This is a genomic window from Bradyrhizobium sp. S3.3.6 (genome assembly GCF_040546905.1).
Lineage (GTDB): Bacteria > Pseudomonadota > Alphaproteobacteria > Rhizobiales > Xanthobacteraceae > Bradyrhizobium > Bradyrhizobium cytisi.
The window spans coordinates 1-14,358 of record NZ_JBEPOT010000021.1; the positions used below are offsets into that span (position 1 = coordinate 1).

General features: G+C 60.0%; 14 protein-coding genes and 1 pseudogene. 6 read left to right on the forward strand and 9 right to left on the reverse strand.

What is annotated here, in order from left to right:
• The first annotated feature begins 97 nt into the window (after positions 1-97).
• A complete protein-coding gene (locus ABID59_RS35960; protein ID WP_354086490.1) occupies positions 98-676 on the forward strand; it encodes a tetratricopeptide repeat protein in 579 nt (192 codons plus the stop codon).
• Positions 677-1,741: 1,065 nt separating this feature from the next.
• Here the strand turns inward: ABID59_RS35960 and ABID59_RS35965 are convergent.
• The 3 genes from ABID59_RS35965 to ABID59_RS35975 all read right to left on the reverse strand — a co-directional run bounded on the left by ABID59_RS35965 (position 1,742) and on the right by ABID59_RS35975 (position 3,372).
• Positions 1,742-2,230, reverse strand: a complete 489-nt coding sequence (locus ABID59_RS35965) for a hypothetical protein (protein ID WP_354086491.1) — start codon at positions 2,228-2,230, stop codon at positions 1,742-1,744.
• 137 nt (positions 2,231-2,367) lie between these two features.
• A complete protein-coding gene (locus tag ABID59_RS35970) occupies positions 2,368-2,775 on the reverse strand; it encodes a hypothetical protein (protein ID WP_354086492.1) in 408 nt (135 codons plus the stop codon).
• Positions 2,776-3,111: 336 nt separating this feature from the next.
• Positions 3,112-3,372, reverse strand: coding sequence for a hypothetical protein (locus ABID59_RS35975; RefSeq protein WP_354086493.1), 261 nt, complete (start codon positions 3,370-3,372; stop codon positions 3,112-3,114).
• A 475-nt stretch (positions 3,373-3,847) separates the two neighbouring features.
• Here ABID59_RS35975 and ABID59_RS35980 point away from each other — a divergent pair, with 475 nt between their 5' ends.
• Positions 3,848-4,060 (forward strand): hypothetical protein, encoded by a 213-nt coding sequence (locus ABID59_RS35980; RefSeq protein WP_354086494.1) that lies wholly within the window; start codon positions 3,848-3,850, stop codon positions 4,058-4,060.
• 135 nt (positions 4,061-4,195) lie between these two features.
• Here ABID59_RS35980 and ABID59_RS35985 read toward each other — a convergent pair whose 3' ends face one another.
• Positions 4,196-4,978, reverse strand: a complete 783-nt coding sequence (locus tag ABID59_RS35985; protein WP_354032144.1) for a DUF2182 domain-containing protein — start codon at positions 4,976-4,978, stop codon at positions 4,196-4,198.
• Between the two features lie 49 nt (positions 4,979-5,027).
• Positions 5,028-5,660, reverse strand: a complete 633-nt coding sequence (locus ABID59_RS35990) for a DUF1326 domain-containing protein (RefSeq protein ID WP_148749122.1) — start codon at positions 5,658-5,660, stop codon at positions 5,028-5,030.
• Between the two features lie 439 nt (positions 5,661-6,099).
• Between ABID59_RS35990 and ABID59_RS35995 the strand changes: the two are divergent.
• Positions 6,100-6,219 (forward strand): annotated as a pseudogene (locus ABID59_RS35995) (IS5/IS1182 family transposase); the annotation flags it as partial.
• A gap of 150 nt (positions 6,220-6,369) precedes the next feature.
• On the opposite strand, the gene ABID59_RS36000 reads toward ABID59_RS35995, so the two are convergent.
• A complete protein-coding gene (locus ABID59_RS36000; RefSeq protein ID WP_354086495.1) occupies positions 6,370-7,776 on the reverse strand; it encodes an amidase in 1,407 nt (468 codons plus the stop codon).
• Between the two features lie 150 nt (positions 7,777-7,926).
• Here ABID59_RS36000 and ABID59_RS36005 point away from each other — a divergent pair, with 150 nt between their 5' ends.
• Together ABID59_RS36005 and ABID59_RS36010 are read left to right on the forward strand one after the other, a co-directional pair.
• Positions 7,927-8,937: a phosphotransferase gene (locus ABID59_RS36005; RefSeq protein ID WP_354086496.1), complete on the forward strand. Its 1,011-nt coding sequence runs from the start codon at positions 7,927-7,929 to the stop codon at positions 8,935-8,937.
• Positions 8,934-9,890 (forward strand): phosphotransferase, encoded by a 957-nt coding sequence (locus ABID59_RS36010; RefSeq protein WP_354086497.1) that lies wholly within the window; start codon positions 8,934-8,936, stop codon positions 9,888-9,890. The genes ABID59_RS36005 and ABID59_RS36010 overlap by 4 nt, the downstream gene beginning before the upstream one ends.
• A gap of 24 nt (positions 9,891-9,914) precedes the next feature.
• Here ABID59_RS36010 and ABID59_RS36015 read toward each other — a convergent pair whose 3' ends face one another.
• From ABID59_RS36015 to ABID59_RS36025, 3 genes are all read right to left on the reverse strand, one after another.
• A complete protein-coding gene (locus ABID59_RS36015; protein ID WP_354086498.1) occupies positions 9,915-10,706 on the reverse strand; it encodes an inositol monophosphatase family protein in 792 nt (263 codons plus the stop codon).
• Positions 10,707-10,770: 64 nt separating this feature from the next.
• The gene (locus tag ABID59_RS36020) at positions 10,771-11,802 is read right to left on the reverse strand and encodes a helix-turn-helix domain-containing protein (protein WP_354086499.1); all 1,032 of its coding nucleotides are present in this window, start codon (positions 11,800-11,802) and stop codon (positions 10,771-10,773) included.
• A 13-nt stretch (positions 11,803-11,815) separates the two neighbouring features.
• On the reverse strand, positions 11,816-12,652 hold the full coding sequence (locus tag ABID59_RS36025) for a DeoR/GlpR family DNA-binding transcription regulator (protein WP_354086500.1): 837 nt from the start codon (positions 12,650-12,652) through the stop codon (positions 11,816-11,818).
• A 338-nt stretch (positions 12,653-12,990) separates the two neighbouring features.
• Between ABID59_RS36025 and ABID59_RS36030 the strand changes: the two genes are divergently transcribed.
• Positions 12,991-14,334: an aspartate aminotransferase family protein gene (locus ABID59_RS36030; RefSeq protein ID WP_354086501.1), complete on the forward strand. Its 1,344-nt coding sequence runs from the start codon at positions 12,991-12,993 to the stop codon at positions 14,332-14,334.
• The last annotated feature ends 24 nt before the right edge of the window (positions 14,335-14,358 follow it).

The following is a 14,358-nucleotide window of genomic DNA, read 5'->3' on the forward strand; positions in this document are numbered from 1 at the left end:
GCCCGCCGGCCTCCCGTCCCGGCGGGTAGCTTGAATCACCAAAACGCTGATTTGTGAATCCCCAACGATTCAGTCAGATGGGCTAACGCTCTAGACGATGCGACTAGCACTACCGGGCCGCGCTGATGATCGCGCCAAACGCCGCAGCAAAATTCCTGAATCGATTGCCGCTGCATCATGCGGCGACGTTGACGCTCAGTTGGCTCTCGCTTGGGAGTATGCCCGAGGCGATGCCGTTGACGCGGATTTCGTGACCGCATGGAAGTGGTTTGATCGTGCCGCCTCGTCCGGTCAAGAAAACGCTGTTTTGCATCGAGCCCGCTTCCTTCAGCTTCGCGGCGTCCCAGAAGGAATACGTGAACTTCGTAAGCTCGCTGCGAAAGGTAACTGGAGAGCGCAGTTTTGGCTTGGAACGCACTATCAATCACAACATGGGCGCTTGAGCCAGGTGAGAGCCGCTGCGTGGTACGGTCGATCCCATAAATGTGGGTTCCTTGGCGGCAAGCTCGCGAAGTTAGCGCAACTGCGAAGAATAGCGCATCAACCCTTTAGAACGTTGTTTGCCGCTAAGGTCACTCTTGAGTTCGTTTCGACCTTCATGCAGCTGTTTCGCCGAGATGAGGCGCTCGAAACCCATGAAATGTTGATGTATCGCTTGAAAAGCAGAAGCCCGTGAAAGCAGCTAGTCAAGCCGTTGAAGTCCGCTTCGGGTCAAATGGGGCGGTCGGACCATGACTGGGACGACTTCCGCTCTACCGCTCGCCCCGGACATGTCGCTGCGGTGCGCCAATCAACGCGATGGGCCAACAGGCGACATTGCACGCTTAGGGTGATATGAAAGAGTCGCCAACTGAGGCGGTCTAACGGGAGAAGCTGATGCCAAATTGGATAGGACCACTCCTCGCCCTCATAGCTCTTGTCGGGTTTATTGGCTTTGCGGTTCGGCAGGGCACAAAGACGTCACGAGATCGGACAGACAATGGTGGCAGCGATCTGCCGGGGATGGGCGGCGGCGGAGATGGAGCTTAAGCCGCCGCTAGAATGAAACTAGCCCACCGAGGGTCGAGTGCCGACTCTCGACGAGATGCTCATCGATTGTCCGTTATGGGTCAAAAGCGTCGGTCTAGCGCTCGGCCGCGAACTTCCGCTCTGCCCGTCTGAACCGACATGTAGCGGCACTGGGGCAAAGGCAGCGATGGGCCACAAGCGGTCCTCGGCCGGATGCGCACGGCAGGTCAGCTATGGGCCAACAGCGGACTTCGAAATTGTAAGAAGCCGCTGATTGAAGCGGCCTTACCGGACTGCGATTGCCGTCAGGATTGCAGCGGCACCGACGGCCGAACAGCTAAGGAAGAGCACAATATTTGCTCCCTTCCAGGCATTCAGTCGCGCCCGTGTATTTAACGTCCAAATACTGTTGCCGGCTGCATGCAGCTGCTTCGCGGCTAGAACGCAGCTCCACAATCCGCCACACCACGCGAACAGGAAAGCAATGTAGCAAATGGTTCTCACGTAAGCGCTCATGCGACCAGTCCGAAGATGTGTGTCACGTCATGCTACCAGCCACGTCTGATCGTAAAACGGGCGCGTGAACCGTCAACCATGCCAAATGCTAGAATTTGAATGAATAGGCGAGAGGTCGGCTCAGGGTCAAAAGCGCCGCTCTGGCGTGGCCCACCGCTTCCGTTGACGTGGTGCAACTATCTGTCAGTTGATGGGGGTGATCTTTGGCCGCTCGCGTTCAATTCCCGAGCTGTTCAGTTTGTGATGATCTTGGCCTTCCCGCCAGCCGTCTCGGATGCCTCAAGGCATGCTTGTACTCGGATCGGGAAATGAACGGCCAAGCATTGTAGTCTCCAGCCGCAAGAAACTCGGAGGCACGATCGTGAGAAATCGCGTTATGCCAACTGAGCCACATCGGGCGAGCACGTCGTATGGGGTGGAGGCCGGGCAATGAAATCTTCGGCCAGCGGTACTCAAAGTCGCCGTCGAGAAACAAAATCCAGCGCAGCACTTCGCGTTTCCAGACCGGAGCGATGCTGTGACGTCCGACCAAGCGATGCTCCTTCATATCGCTGTAGAGGAGCCACGACATGTCTGTAATCGCCCAGATCGCCGGGTCCCCGTCGTCCACCGGCGTAGCGCGTTCAAACTGATCGTTGGTAATCCCGCCGACAATCAGGTGTCTAAGGTTCCCCGAAAGCTGGTCGCGTGCTGCGCGATCTATCATCCTGCTACTCAGATCCGACCGATGGATCATTCACCCGGCAATACCTTCCGTCAAGTTAGCAGCTTTGCTTGCAGTTGAGAGAAATCTAGTGAAGGCCGCTTCGGGTCCAAAACCGGACGCGACCAGATGGTTGAATTTCAATATCCCGCGATCAATTCCTGAGCGACCAACGCTTCGCCGCCACTGCGCATTTCCAGAGCACAGCGGACAACGCTCCCCGGAGGAAATTTCCAATGCTCGTCACTAGGATCGTACTCTGGCGTTGCTAAAACTCGGTAGACATAGGCGCCGAGCGACAGCCCAAACGTCGGGCGAATTACCTCAGTTCCCTCATCAAGTAGGGGAACATAAATCAGTGTGGTACCGGCGGCATCGTTTTTCTTCGCTACCGGCGCGGGCCGCGTGATGCGTCCAAACCTAGCGTTAGGGTGGTCAAAAGTATGGGGGATCGGCTTCTGGTCGCATTCGCCCATCTGAAACCTGACGCAATGCAGTTGCTGGCGAAAAGCGCAGGTGCAGGGACGGGTCTTGTTATCTTTTTGCATCTCGGCTTCGCGCTGCGGATGGGCGGGGACCTTGGTTGCATAAATGTGATGTCTCTACCATGTGTACCAATAAATGCTCGACTTTGATGAATGGCACCACCTCCGCTATGGGGTCAAAATGCACAGACCTCAACCTTGGGCAAATCTCGTCCGCCATCCCTCAATGAGCCGACCTCGTGGATAAGTGCCGCCACTTCGCCGATGGGCAAAGCGGAAATGGCTTCGGGCTTACACAGATGTCGAGTTAAGCGCGTGGTCAATCTTCGGGCGCCGCGATGACGGACGCAGGGCAGTTATTCATCACTCGTCTTCGTTTGTCGCCTGAGCAACCGTCGCTCAATCACTTCGCCTAGTGGCGTATCCGGTGATTTGCGAGACGCCTTCAGCTTCTTCATTCGACCTCTGCGCAATGCTTGCGACTGGGCTTCGCGCAGCGATGAGGGCTTGTCGCACCGCCCGCCGCTCATCCTGATGCGAGAGCTGCTTGCTGCGCGGAATGTTCTTTCGACTACTCTTCTGATTTTCGCCGTAGGTGTTTCGTCGGTCGTTGGCGTAGCTCAGTTGCTTCTTTTCCCGTGGAGTTTTGACCTTACTCACGGCTTGCCTCCGGGCTAGCCGACATTCTGTTGGCGGATTGCGCGACCAACATCCTGCTTCGCATCTAAATATTTGAGGAGGCACCTCATCAGAAGAACGACAGTCCCGACCGGCAGTAGAATGTACAATGGGAGCGGCAGGAGCCTCACGACGATGATCACAGCCGCTTGCCATCCGCTAGCGGGCTTCGAGGAGGCAATGAACTCTTTCAGTGCTCTGAGGGCCATGGTGATTGCACTCGGTTAGGTAGTTTCACCATACCAAACGTCCCCCAGACCAATTAAAAAACTAGCCCGAAGTTCACTGGCTTTTGATGGGTCGCGAAGTCCGGAATGGACATCGCAGGAGCAAGTGCCAAGGTCTGCTAAGGGCCATTAACGGAATCGTAGCGCTCTCGCTATTTGGAAGGCTTCTTGGTGCAAAGGCAAGTATGCTGCCATTTGCAAGGTAGGCCCTGTTCCCGCGAGATGGTTCTATGGACGCGAAATCAGCCACACGATTTAAACAGCACGCAGAGCGCGTCATTGAGGAGTTGTCCCTAGCGCTCTCGCTCGCCAAAGACGCTTCTCCAGCCGATGAGTTTGCGAGATTGAGAACATCAGTTGGCGATATCATCGCTCGGATAGACACCATGCTTCAGGACAACATCTACAAAGAACATCCCGGTCTGGATGACATGGCAGACTGACCGCTAACGTCCGCTGCGGGTCAAAAGCGCCGTTCCGGCGGTCGGCCGTCCGCTTCCGATCTACCCCGATGAGCCGACAATTTAGTGCTCCGCCCCGGCTTCGTGTTCGGGCCATGCGCAGACGCCCTTCGACAATTAAGCAACGAACGCGCGGGCAAGTAGAAACACGCCCGAAGCGCTTAGCGCGACACCGGCGGCGCGGCTGAATGCGCGGCCGTGTGGCAGCAATTTCTCGCATGCGACATAGAGGGCGATGCCCGCAATCCAGACAAGATTCATAACCCCGCTAACGAACAATAGCGCCATCAGGAACCAGCAACAGCCGAGGCAGTAGCCTCCGTGCCGGAGCCCCATGCGTAGTGCGCCCCCTGCACCGTGTTGCCAGTACCGGCTTAGGAATAGTACCGGGCTCTGGCAGTAGCGCAGGCAAGCATGCTTGACCGGCGTGAACTGATAGAGTCCTGCGGCGAGCAGGATGACACCGCCGAGTACCGGGCTGGTGCTTGCCATAGCCATGGACAATAGCCCGACGCGTTCGAGGCCCCACTGCGTCAGGATCGCGAAGAGGCTGAAACCTGCCCACACCAGCAGATAGCCGCCCAAAAAAAACCAGGCCTCCGCCGAGGGATTGACGGAGGTCACTTGCTTGCGGCGGATTGCCGTGAATAGCAGGATCGTGGGAGCAGCGCTCGGCACCATCATGGCGATCATCATGACCCACCACATGACGAACACGAGCGCAGCGTAGAACGGCGACCACGGCATCGGCATATCCATTGCCATGTCGGCCATATCGGCGTCCATGCCTGCCCCGGTGGCCAGATATGCCCACGCCAGCGCCACCACGACAGCCAGCCCGACGCCGACGATAAGGCGGTCGCGCCGCAGCAAGTATTCCAAGGCCAACAGCTCAGCCATTGGGCTCACACACGCCTAGGTCAGATCAAAGACAGAACCTTACATGGCATCAAGCCGCAACACCGTCAGGCGTCTGTACGACGTTTGCGAGAGAGCTGTGCGTGCCTTTCGTGTCGAACTTGATCGCGCCGGTCGAGCGGATGTTGGCCGAGGCCACCTCGGCGGCCTTGTGCTCGAACCCTTCCGGCATCACGACCTGGATGCGATGTGGCGTACCGGTCACCGGGTTCTTGATCGGCTCGACCTCCGTCTCCAGCACGCCCTTGGCGACGAGCTTGGCGACGCGCCCGTTCTTATCGAAGGTGAACTCGAAAGGCACGAAAACCGGATCGTGGATCTTGGTGACGATCAGGCTGAAGATATGGAACAGCGTGCCGTCGGCTGAATGCTTGCCGGAGAAGATGTTGAACAGGGCCTCGCGCTGCTCCGCCGTGGCGCGCTCGTCGATGATCGGCTGCATCTGCCCGTTGCCCTCATGCAGTGCGCCGGGAAAATCGACGGTTGCGGCGAACACCAGGCCGTCGAGCTTGGTACTCCCGAAATGTCCTTTGGTGATTCTCATGCCGACCAAGCCCTTGCAGCTGCCGTGGGTCGGCGGAGCATTGAAATCGCAGGGGCAGCCAAATGCACAATTGCAGTTCTTGATCCATTCGCCTTCGAGACGCCAGTCAGATGCAGCCATGACGCACCTCCCATCGCGTTGTCCGCGGGACCATTAAGCCGCTTGATAATCCATTTGCGTCGAAGAATCCGGAGCAATGCGGGATCGGGACTCGATCTGAACGACATGCATCATTCCGGGAAGCCATGCGACGGCTAACGGACCGGCGACCATGCTGTCCCAATCATAGAAGCATATCAGCCCGCGTTCTGAGCGTACAGGTGCATTCGACGCTCTTATCGGGCAGAGCCCTTTGGTAGAGCCGGGCCGATTTCCGGTTGCAAACAGCAGTTAGCCGCCAACAATCAGCTCAGGCTCAATGTAAAGGTTCGCCAACGAAACCCCTGGCGGTAAGCGCGGCACAAAAAATAATAAGGCGCAAGCTGACCGGACGCATCGCGACGTTCGCAGAAGCAGCCTAACGGGCACGTTTCGTGTTTTAACGACGACGCGAATGTCGCTCCTCAGCGCCTTGCTTTCCAAAACCATGTTGCTCGCGGATGGCTATGACGCCGACTGGCTCAGGGAGCTTGCTCGCCAGGAAGGAGCATGGGCGAACACTCCGCCGAAACGAAATCGCAAAGTGTGATGATCGCACTCTGCCAGTGTTTTGCCCGACGTGTCAAATCGATTCGCAAAATCCGCAAAGCCGCGCCGACGATTTTCTACTGTGCATGGGGTTGTTTTCGATTTTCTGTTTTCCGGCCTGGAAGCCTCAATGCTCTAGCGATCAGGGCCGTGGCTTGAACGGCCAATCCATCTTGACGTGACGCATATCCTCCAGCGCCTTGGTCACCTGCAGCACGCCGAGATCGTCGAAGCGATGGCCGATGACCTGGACACCGATTGGCAGATGCCGGGAATCGAACGCCATGCAGACCGTCGAGGCGGGCTGGCAGGTCTGGTTGAACATGGCGGTGAACAGCGTGTGCTCGAGCGGCATCTCGCGGGAGACGCCCGGCTCCTCGGCCGGAAAGTTCACCACCGGCAGCGTCGGTGAGATGACATAGTCCCAGCCTTCGAAGGCCGCCAGCAGCGCCGCTTTCATCTTGGCGATCCGGCCGAGTGCCCGGTAAAGGTCGGTGCCTGAGTGCTTCGCTCCGCCCAGGCTCCACGCGCGGACGTAGGGATTGATGTCGCTTGGCGCGTCGCTGTGTGGGGGCAGGGACGTGTATTCGAGATAGCCGCGGACCTGAAGGAACAAGTCGATGGCCTCATAGGCGTCATGATCGAGCGGCGAGGTGAACGGCTCGATGATCGCGCCTGCTCCGGCCAGCAGCTTTCCAGCCGCCTCGACGGTCTCGCGCACGATCGCCTCGGGCTTCATGCCAAAACCCATGTCGGTGAGGACGCCGATCTTCAATCCCTTCACATCGCGCGCGAGGCGCTCGTGATAGCGCACGCCGTCGGCTGGGAGGCTCCAGGTATCGCGCTCGTCCTGCCGCGTCAGCACGCTCAGCAGGCGGGCGATGTCGTCGACGCTGCGGCCCATGGGACCGGCCATGCGCATCGTATCGGCCGGCAGATGCGGCACGCGTCCGTGCGTTGGTTTCAGCCCGGCGAGGCCGCAATGCGCGGCCGGCAGGCGGACCGAGCCCGCGATATCCGTACCGACGGAGACATATCCGGCGCCGGCCGCGACCGACGCGCCGGCGCCCGCCGACGAGCCGCCGGTGTTCCAGGCAAGTCCCCAGGGGTTGCGGGTGATGCCGTGCAGCGAACTGATGCCTGACGCCATCAGGCCGCAATCCGGCATGGTGGTTTTTGCAAAGATCACAGCGCCGGCTTCGTGCAGCGCGATCGCCGGTGGCGAATCGTAGTTTGAAGGCGGCAGGGCGCGGTTGGCCCCGATACCATGAAAGTAGGGCCAGCCGACCATGGCGACGCTGTCCTTGACGGTCATCGGAACGCCATCGAGCGGACCCAGCGGAGCTCCGGCCTTCCATCGGGCTTCAGACTGTTGCGCGCTGGCCGTGGCCTGCTCTGGACGGAAGCTGAACAGGGCGTTGATCGCGGGATTGACGTCTTCGGAATGGCTGAGGACGGCTCGCAGCACGTCCACCGGCGACAGCGCGCGCGAGGCGTAAGCCGCTGTCAGCTCGGCAAGGCCCATCTCGATCAGTTCTGCAGCAGACATGGTGGCCTCAATGGGTGGCGTCCCGGATCACTGTCCCGGATAGCGAAAATAGCCTGCGTTGGGGTAGAGCCGCCGGTCGAACGGCATGTTTTGGTGGAGCGCGAGGCATCCCTTTTGCATCTGTCCTGATCAAAATCAGTCCTGATCAAATTGGGCGGACATGAAGGTCGGCTGAACGGCAATCGCAAGAGATCAGAAGTCGCCATGAGTCAATCTGGAACGGAACCGGCCACCATCCGGAATACCATTGCCGGGCTCCCAGGATGGGGGTCCGGAGACATCGTGATCGAGCCTGCCATCCCGATCCTGGCGTCGCCAAGCTGGCGAGGTGTCGACGGCTTTCCCTGGCGCGCCACCAGGAAGGGCGGTGGCGAAAGCATCTTCATCAAGGCCATGGATCGCGATGCGAAGCTCTATATCGACGTGGCGTGCGCCTTCGAGGCGGCGCAGCGTGCATCCGATCTCGGCATCGGGCCCAAAGTGCTGCTGGCTGACCCGAAGGCCGGCCTGCTGGTGATGGAGGATCTCAACCAGGGCTGGCGGGTCGGTACATTGGAACGGATGCTCGAGCGCGACATCGTTGACGCCGTCATTGCGGCGATGCGCCTGTTTCAAGCCGGACCACCGCTGCCACGCCGCAAGAGTGTCTTTGACGAGATTGAGCATTTCTATGCTGCGGCGGCGGCCGCGAAGGCCCAATTGCCGTCGGATGCCGAATGGCTGGTCAAGGAGTTGCGCTTTGCGGCCGACGCCTTCCGAGCGCTGGATATCAAGGCGGTGCCGATCCATGGCGACGGCAATGTGTCGAATATCCTGATCAGCGACGCAGGCGAGGTTCGTCTGATCGATTGGGATCGCGCGACAACGACCGACCCGTTGGAGGATATCGGCAGCTTCCTGGTCGAGGCCTGTGCACAGGAGCCCGAGGCACGCGACGTTTTCACCCGCAGCACCGGGATCTTCGAGGAGGTTGCATTCAACCGTGCGCGGATTTACGGCGTGGCTGATGATCTGCGCTGGGGATTGATCGGCGCGCTGCTCGCCGCCAAATCGGCACGCAACACGCTGGAGTTCTACAAATTTGCCAGTTGGCGCTTCGTGCGTTGCCGCATGGTGGTTCGGGAGCCCCGCTTTGGCGAGATGCTTCGGAGGATAGCATGACCGTTCGTAGAAAAGTTGGTGAGGGGACCACGCTTCACGAACGCAATGTCGAAGCCGCAATCGCTCGCGTCCCGCAATGGCGCGGCAAGGCGGGCGCGTATGCGCCGCTGGTCGGCGGCCTGTCGAACCAGAACTGGCTGGTCGAGATTGCCGGCGACGGGCGTCGCTATTTCGTCAAGGTGCCGGGCGAGGGCTCGGAAATGTTCATCAATCGCGTCACCGCCAACGAGGCCGCGCGCAATGCCCATGCCATGGGTGTCGGGCCGGAGGTCATCTTCTTCGACGCGGCGGACGGGCTGGAGATCAGTGAATTTCTGGAGGGCTATCGCGCCTGCACTAATGCGGATTTCGGCGATTCCGCCATCCAGTCCGACGTTCTCGATCTCTATCGTCGACTGCATGGCGGCCCCAAGCTCGGCCAGACCAAGACGATCTTCGACATGATCGAGGAACACATCGAGCAAGGCAAGGAACTGGGGTCGCATTTCCCGCAGGACATGCCTTGGCTGATGCACCGTTACAATCAGGCCAAGTCAGCCTTCCTGGCGTCGGGCCTCGATCTCGTGCCGTGCTTCAACGATCCCATGCCGGGAAATTTCCTCATTTCGGCCGAGACCGGCGCGCCCAGGCCGATGAAGCTGATCGACTACGAGTTTGCCTCCAACAATGAGCGCAGCTACGAGCTCGGCGTGTTGTTTGCCGAAATGTTCTTTGACGAGAAGCTGACGGAAGCCCTCATCGAGCAATATCTGGGCGAGGTTCGTCCGCAGATGATTGCCCGCGTCATTCTCAACCGTGCGCTCGCGGACATGAAATGGGCCTCATGGGCGGTCGTCAACCGCAAGCTCAACAGCTGGGATTTTGACTACCAGAAGTACGGCGTCTGGAAATACATGCGCGCCCGGGACGTGATGTATGACCCGCGCTGGGACAGCTGGTTGCGGCTGGTGTGAGCCGGCCCGGGCCGCCTCTCGTGGCTATTGCTTCAGGACGGTCAGGGCCTGTTTGAGCAAGCTGTCGTTCGCTGCGGCGATCACGCGTCCGTCGGAGTCCGGTGTGAGCGGCCGCCCATCCCAGTCGCGTATGATTCCGCCGGCGCCCTCGACCACGGGAATCAATGCCATGAAGTCGAACGACTTGAGCGACGTCTCGACGACGAGATCGCAATGGCCGGACGCCAGCAGCCCATATTGATAGCAATCGCCGCCAAATCGTCGGAACATGGCCTTCTTGCTCAGCAGATCGTAGCGAGCCCAATCCTGCGACGTAAAGAAGTCCGGCGAGGATGTGTAGATCTGCGCGTCTTCCAATCTTGCCGTGCGGCTCACCTTGGCCGGCTTGCCGTTGAACGTGACCCCACGCGGCGTGCCGTACCAACGTTCGGCCAGCGCCGGCATGTCGATCATGCCGGCGACAACCGACCCGTCGCGCTCATCGGCCAGCGCGACAAGCGTGCCGAACAGCGGCATTCCGGAGATGAAGCTCTTCGTTCCGTCGATCGGATCGAGATACCAGGTGTAGCGATCGCCCAGGGTTGATCCCATTTCCTCACCGAGGATGCCGTGATCGGGGAAGCGCGCGCCGATCCGGCGCCGTAGTTCCACTTCGATCGCGCGATCGGCGATCGTCACCGGCGTCAAGTCCTGCTTGCGTACGAAATCGACGCTGGACCGAAAGTAGGTCAACGCGATCCGGCCGGCCATTTCGGCGAGTTCATCGAAGAACGAAGCGAGTTCGTTCGCGGAAATCTTGTCTTGAATGTCGTCCAATGCTCGCTCCAGGGGAAAGCGCGTCGCGCGGAGCTGCGCAACGGCTGGCCTTGGGAATTCGGCTCTAAACCGTCTCGCGAAGCTCTTGCTTGTGGACGTCCCAATACGGAGATCCGAAAGCCCTGCGTGAGGAGGCCAATCGTGGCGAAGACGATCCGTTCGGTTCGGCAGCGCGTGTAACTGGGCCCGGCTGCGGCGCGGCTTCCGGCGCCTGGCGAACGTCACGCGGGGCCACCTTGAAGTGACGGCTGAAGCAGCGCGAGAAATGCGAGACGTTCTTGAAGCCCACTTCGTAGGCGACCTCTGACACGGTACGGTGGCCCTTGGGATCGGCAACCAGGATTTCGTAGGCTCGCTGCAGCCGCTTGGTCTGTACGAACTGGCTGACTGTGGTCTCGTTGTCCGTGAACAGACTGTAGAGATAGCTCAGCGAGATTCGGCTGCTGGCCGCAATTTTCTTCGGTGAGAGGGACTGGTCGCCGAGATGGATTTCGATGAAATCAACGATCCTGCGACGCAGATGATAGCGCGCATTGCGGACGTCCGTGGCGGCGCCCCGGTCCTCCGAGCCGATCGTGAGCGCTACGAAGCTGATGACTTCGGTTGCAAGCGCCTGTGGATTCGGCGCCGGAAGCTCGATGAACAGCTCGGCCACGCTTCCGATCATTCCGGCCAGAAGGCGGGTCATCTGTTCGTTTGGCTTGAAGCGCCGGCTGACGTGATCCTCGATCGACACGAGACGTCCGCGCAGCTCCGCGGCCGGGATTCGAAGCACCAGAAAGCGAGCGGCCTTGTCGGTCGACAATTCGTAGAAGGCGAGTTCACTGAGCAGGACATACTCGCCGGCCCTGGCAATACCGACGCGGCCGTCCTGGCTGAATGCCACACAGCCCGTCAGGGGAAAGACAAGCGCATAGGAAGCACCGTGGATGCTGGAGGTGCGTTTCCAACTGCAGGTGAAGGCTCGGTGCGGCTCGACGAGCTCGAGATCGAGGCGACCGATCCTGGTTCGCTGGTGCAGCGCAGGACCCTTGTCTCCGTCACCATCAAGGCCGGTATACTCCTCGCGAGAAGCAAGAGATGTGAGGCTTGCCATGGTTTGGTCTTTCTCAGGGTTGGGCAACAATCAACTCCGTTCCGGCTTCACGGAGTGCCGTTGCCAGAGATCCTTCCGGATGCCGATCGGTAACCAGACGGTCGATATCGGTCCATTGCGCAAACACGGTCAGAGCGCGCTGGTCGAATTTGCTGTGATCGGCGACCAGGATCGCTTCCGCAGCGCGCTTCACCATCGCGCCATAGATCGCGCCAGCCTCGTCATCCGCATCGTTCGCGCCCCGGGCGCTGATGCCTGTCGCACTCACGATGGCACGGTTGGCCTCGTAGCTGTTGATGTTGGCGATTGTCTGTGTACCGAACACGTAGCCTTCGGTCGGGTGATAGCGGCCCGGGCAGCACAGCACCCTGATGGAGGAGTTGACGGCGAGCGCGCCAGCAATCGCATAGTCGTGCGTGATGACCGTGATGTCGCGCGCGCGCAAAGCCAATCGTCTCGCGACGTGAAACGTCGTGGCGCCCGCGGCCAGCATCAGGACTTCGTTTGGCAGAACGAGGTCGGCGATCACGGCGGCGATCGCTTCGCGTTCGGCGATCATGAGCGCCTTGCGATCGGTGAGAGCCGGCTCGAGCGCAAATGGGCGGGAGGCGCCGCCATAGGTCCGGTTGATGAGCTTCTGTTCCTGAAGCTCAACGAGGTCTCGGCGTATGGTTTCGCCGGATACACCAAGCGAGGCCGCAATCTCGGAGGCGCGCAGAGTAGGGGCGGCGGTAAGTTGCGCGATGATGTGCTTGTGGCGCGCCAGCTTCGAGAGGCGATCGCCATCGGTCTTTCGTGGCCGCTTGTCGGCCCCGGAGGCGTCGCTGGTCTGTAGCGGCTCGCTCGTCATTGGGGTATCCTCACCTGCCCAGCCGTCGGCACAAGGAATTCTTTCTCACGGCAGATTGGAAAGATACACTAATTTTGTGGCAACTCCCTCAAATTTTGTGCAGCCAAATGCCCGATATCGCCGCAAGTCACGCCGTCATCGGCTTAATGTATTGAAAACAAAATATTATTTCCGAATGCCAGAGGCTGTGTGCCTGAGGCTCTGATGTTTCTTGCCTCTGATCAGCTTGACGTTGTGGGAATTCACACATTTCTCCAAGCTGATCGTGGAATGGCTGCGGCACGATCGCTGCAGTGATCGCTTTGACTTGCGCAAGGCGCGGTCAGAGGAGGCGTGCGGTGCAGAAGGAACGAGAAATTCTGGCGTTGAACGCCTTCGACCAGAGCCGCGCGTCCGCGATGGGCGCCGAACTCGGGGAGGCGGTGCAACGACGCCTGCGATCCTTCGGCAAGGCTTCGGTCCTGTTTTACGAGGAGCCGATCCGAATGGAGCGCGCCGAAGGCGTCTACATGTTTGACCTCGAAGGCCGCCGATATCTCGATCTCTATAACAACGTCCCGTCAGTAGGGCATTCGCACCCTCGCGTCGTTGAGGCCGTTCGCCGCCAGGTCGGCGTGCTCAACATCCACACGCGCTATCTCAACGACGTGGTCGATGTCTATGCGGAGCGCTTGCTGGCGACCTTTCCATCCGAGATCGATCATCTGGTGCTGACGTGCACCGGGAGCGAGGCTAACGATCTGGCGCTGCGGATCGCGAAGGTCGCAACCGGCCGGGCCGGCTTCATCGTCACGGAGACGGCGTATCACGGCAATACTGCAGCCGTGACCGATGTATCGCCGTCCTCACGTCCCGGCCAACCATTGCCGTCCCATGTGCGGGTGGTGCCGGCGCCTGAGATGTTCCGCAATTCCGTTGGCGATCCCGGTCGGCGTTTCGCCGACAGTGTTGCAGCGGCAATTACCGATCTCGAGCGAAGCGGTGTCGGGTTTGCAGGGCTGCTGGTGGATACGATCTTTTCGAGCGACGGTGTCTATTCCGATCCGGCCGGCTTCCTGGCGCCGAGCGTGAAACTCGTCCACGAACGCAAGGGCCTGTTCATTGCCGACGAGGTGCAGCCCGGTTTTGGACGCACCGGTGCAGCCATGTGGGGCTTCGCGCGTCATGGTGTTGTCCCCGACATCGTGACCATGGGCAAGCCCATGGGCAATGGCTTCCCCATGGGAGGCGTCGCTCTGCGTGCACCATTGCTCGATTGTTTTGCGGCGGAAGTGAAGTACTTCAACACGTTCGGCGGCAACCCGGTGGCCGCTGCGGCGGGGCTTGCGGTGCTCGACGTGATCAATGATGAGGGCCTGTTGCAGAATGCGCGCGAGGTCGGACGTCATCTGATGGACGGATTGCGCGAGATCGGCAATCGGCACATCCAGATCGGGGATGTTCGCGGTGCCGGTCTGTTCATCGGCCTCGAGCTCGTAACTGATCGTGACAGCAGGGAGCCGGCGCCGGAGCTCGCGATCACGCTGATCAACCGCCTGCGCCAGCGCGGCTTCCTGATCGGCGCCGCCGGACCATTCGGCAGTACGCTCAAAATTCGTCCGCCGCTGTGTTTCGGCACGGATCACGCGGATATGTTCATCACCGCCTGCGACGAAGAGTTGCGCGCGATCTCGGCGGCTTGAGGAGCTCGTTCGAAGTTCATGGAT

Bases quoted from the DNA above. Each gene is read 5' to 3' on its own strand.
- ABID59_RS35990 (WP_148749122.1), bottom strand. From the start codon at position 5,660: ATGGCTGCATCTGACTGGCGTCTCGAAGGCGAATGGATCAAGAACTGC.
- ABID59_RS36000 (WP_354086495.1), bottom strand. From the start codon at position 7,776: ATGTCTGCTGCAGAACTGATCGAGATGGGCCTTGCCGAGCTGACAGCG.
- ABID59_RS35960 (WP_354086490.1), top strand. From the start codon at position 98: ATGCGACTAGCACTACCGGGCCGCGCTGATGATCGCGCCAAACGCCGC.
- ABID59_RS35985 (WP_354032144.1), bottom strand. From the start codon at position 4,978: ATGGCTGAGCTGTTGGCCTTGGAATACTTGCTGCGGCGCGACCGCCTT.
- ABID59_RS35970 (WP_354086492.1), bottom strand. From the start codon at position 2,775: ATGCAAAAAGATAACAAGACCCGTCCCTGCACCTGCGCTTTTCGCCAG.
- ABID59_RS35965 (WP_354086491.1), bottom strand. From the start codon at position 2,230: ATGATAGATCGCGCAGCACGCGACCAGCTTTCGGGGAACCTTAGACAC.
- ABID59_RS36010 (WP_354086497.1), top strand. From the start codon at position 8,934: ATGACCGTTCGTAGAAAAGTTGGTGAGGGGACCACGCTTCACGAACGC.
- ABID59_RS36020 (WP_354086499.1), bottom strand. From the start codon at position 11,802: ATGGCAAGCCTCACATCTCTTGCTTCTCGCGAGGAGTATACCGGCCTT.
- ABID59_RS36025 (WP_354086500.1), bottom strand. From the start codon at position 12,652: ATGACGAGCGAGCCGCTACAGACCAGCGACGCCTCCGGGGCCGACAAG.
- ABID59_RS35980 (WP_354086494.1), top strand. From the start codon at position 3,848: ATGGACGCGAAATCAGCCACACGATTTAAACAGCACGCAGAGCGCGTC.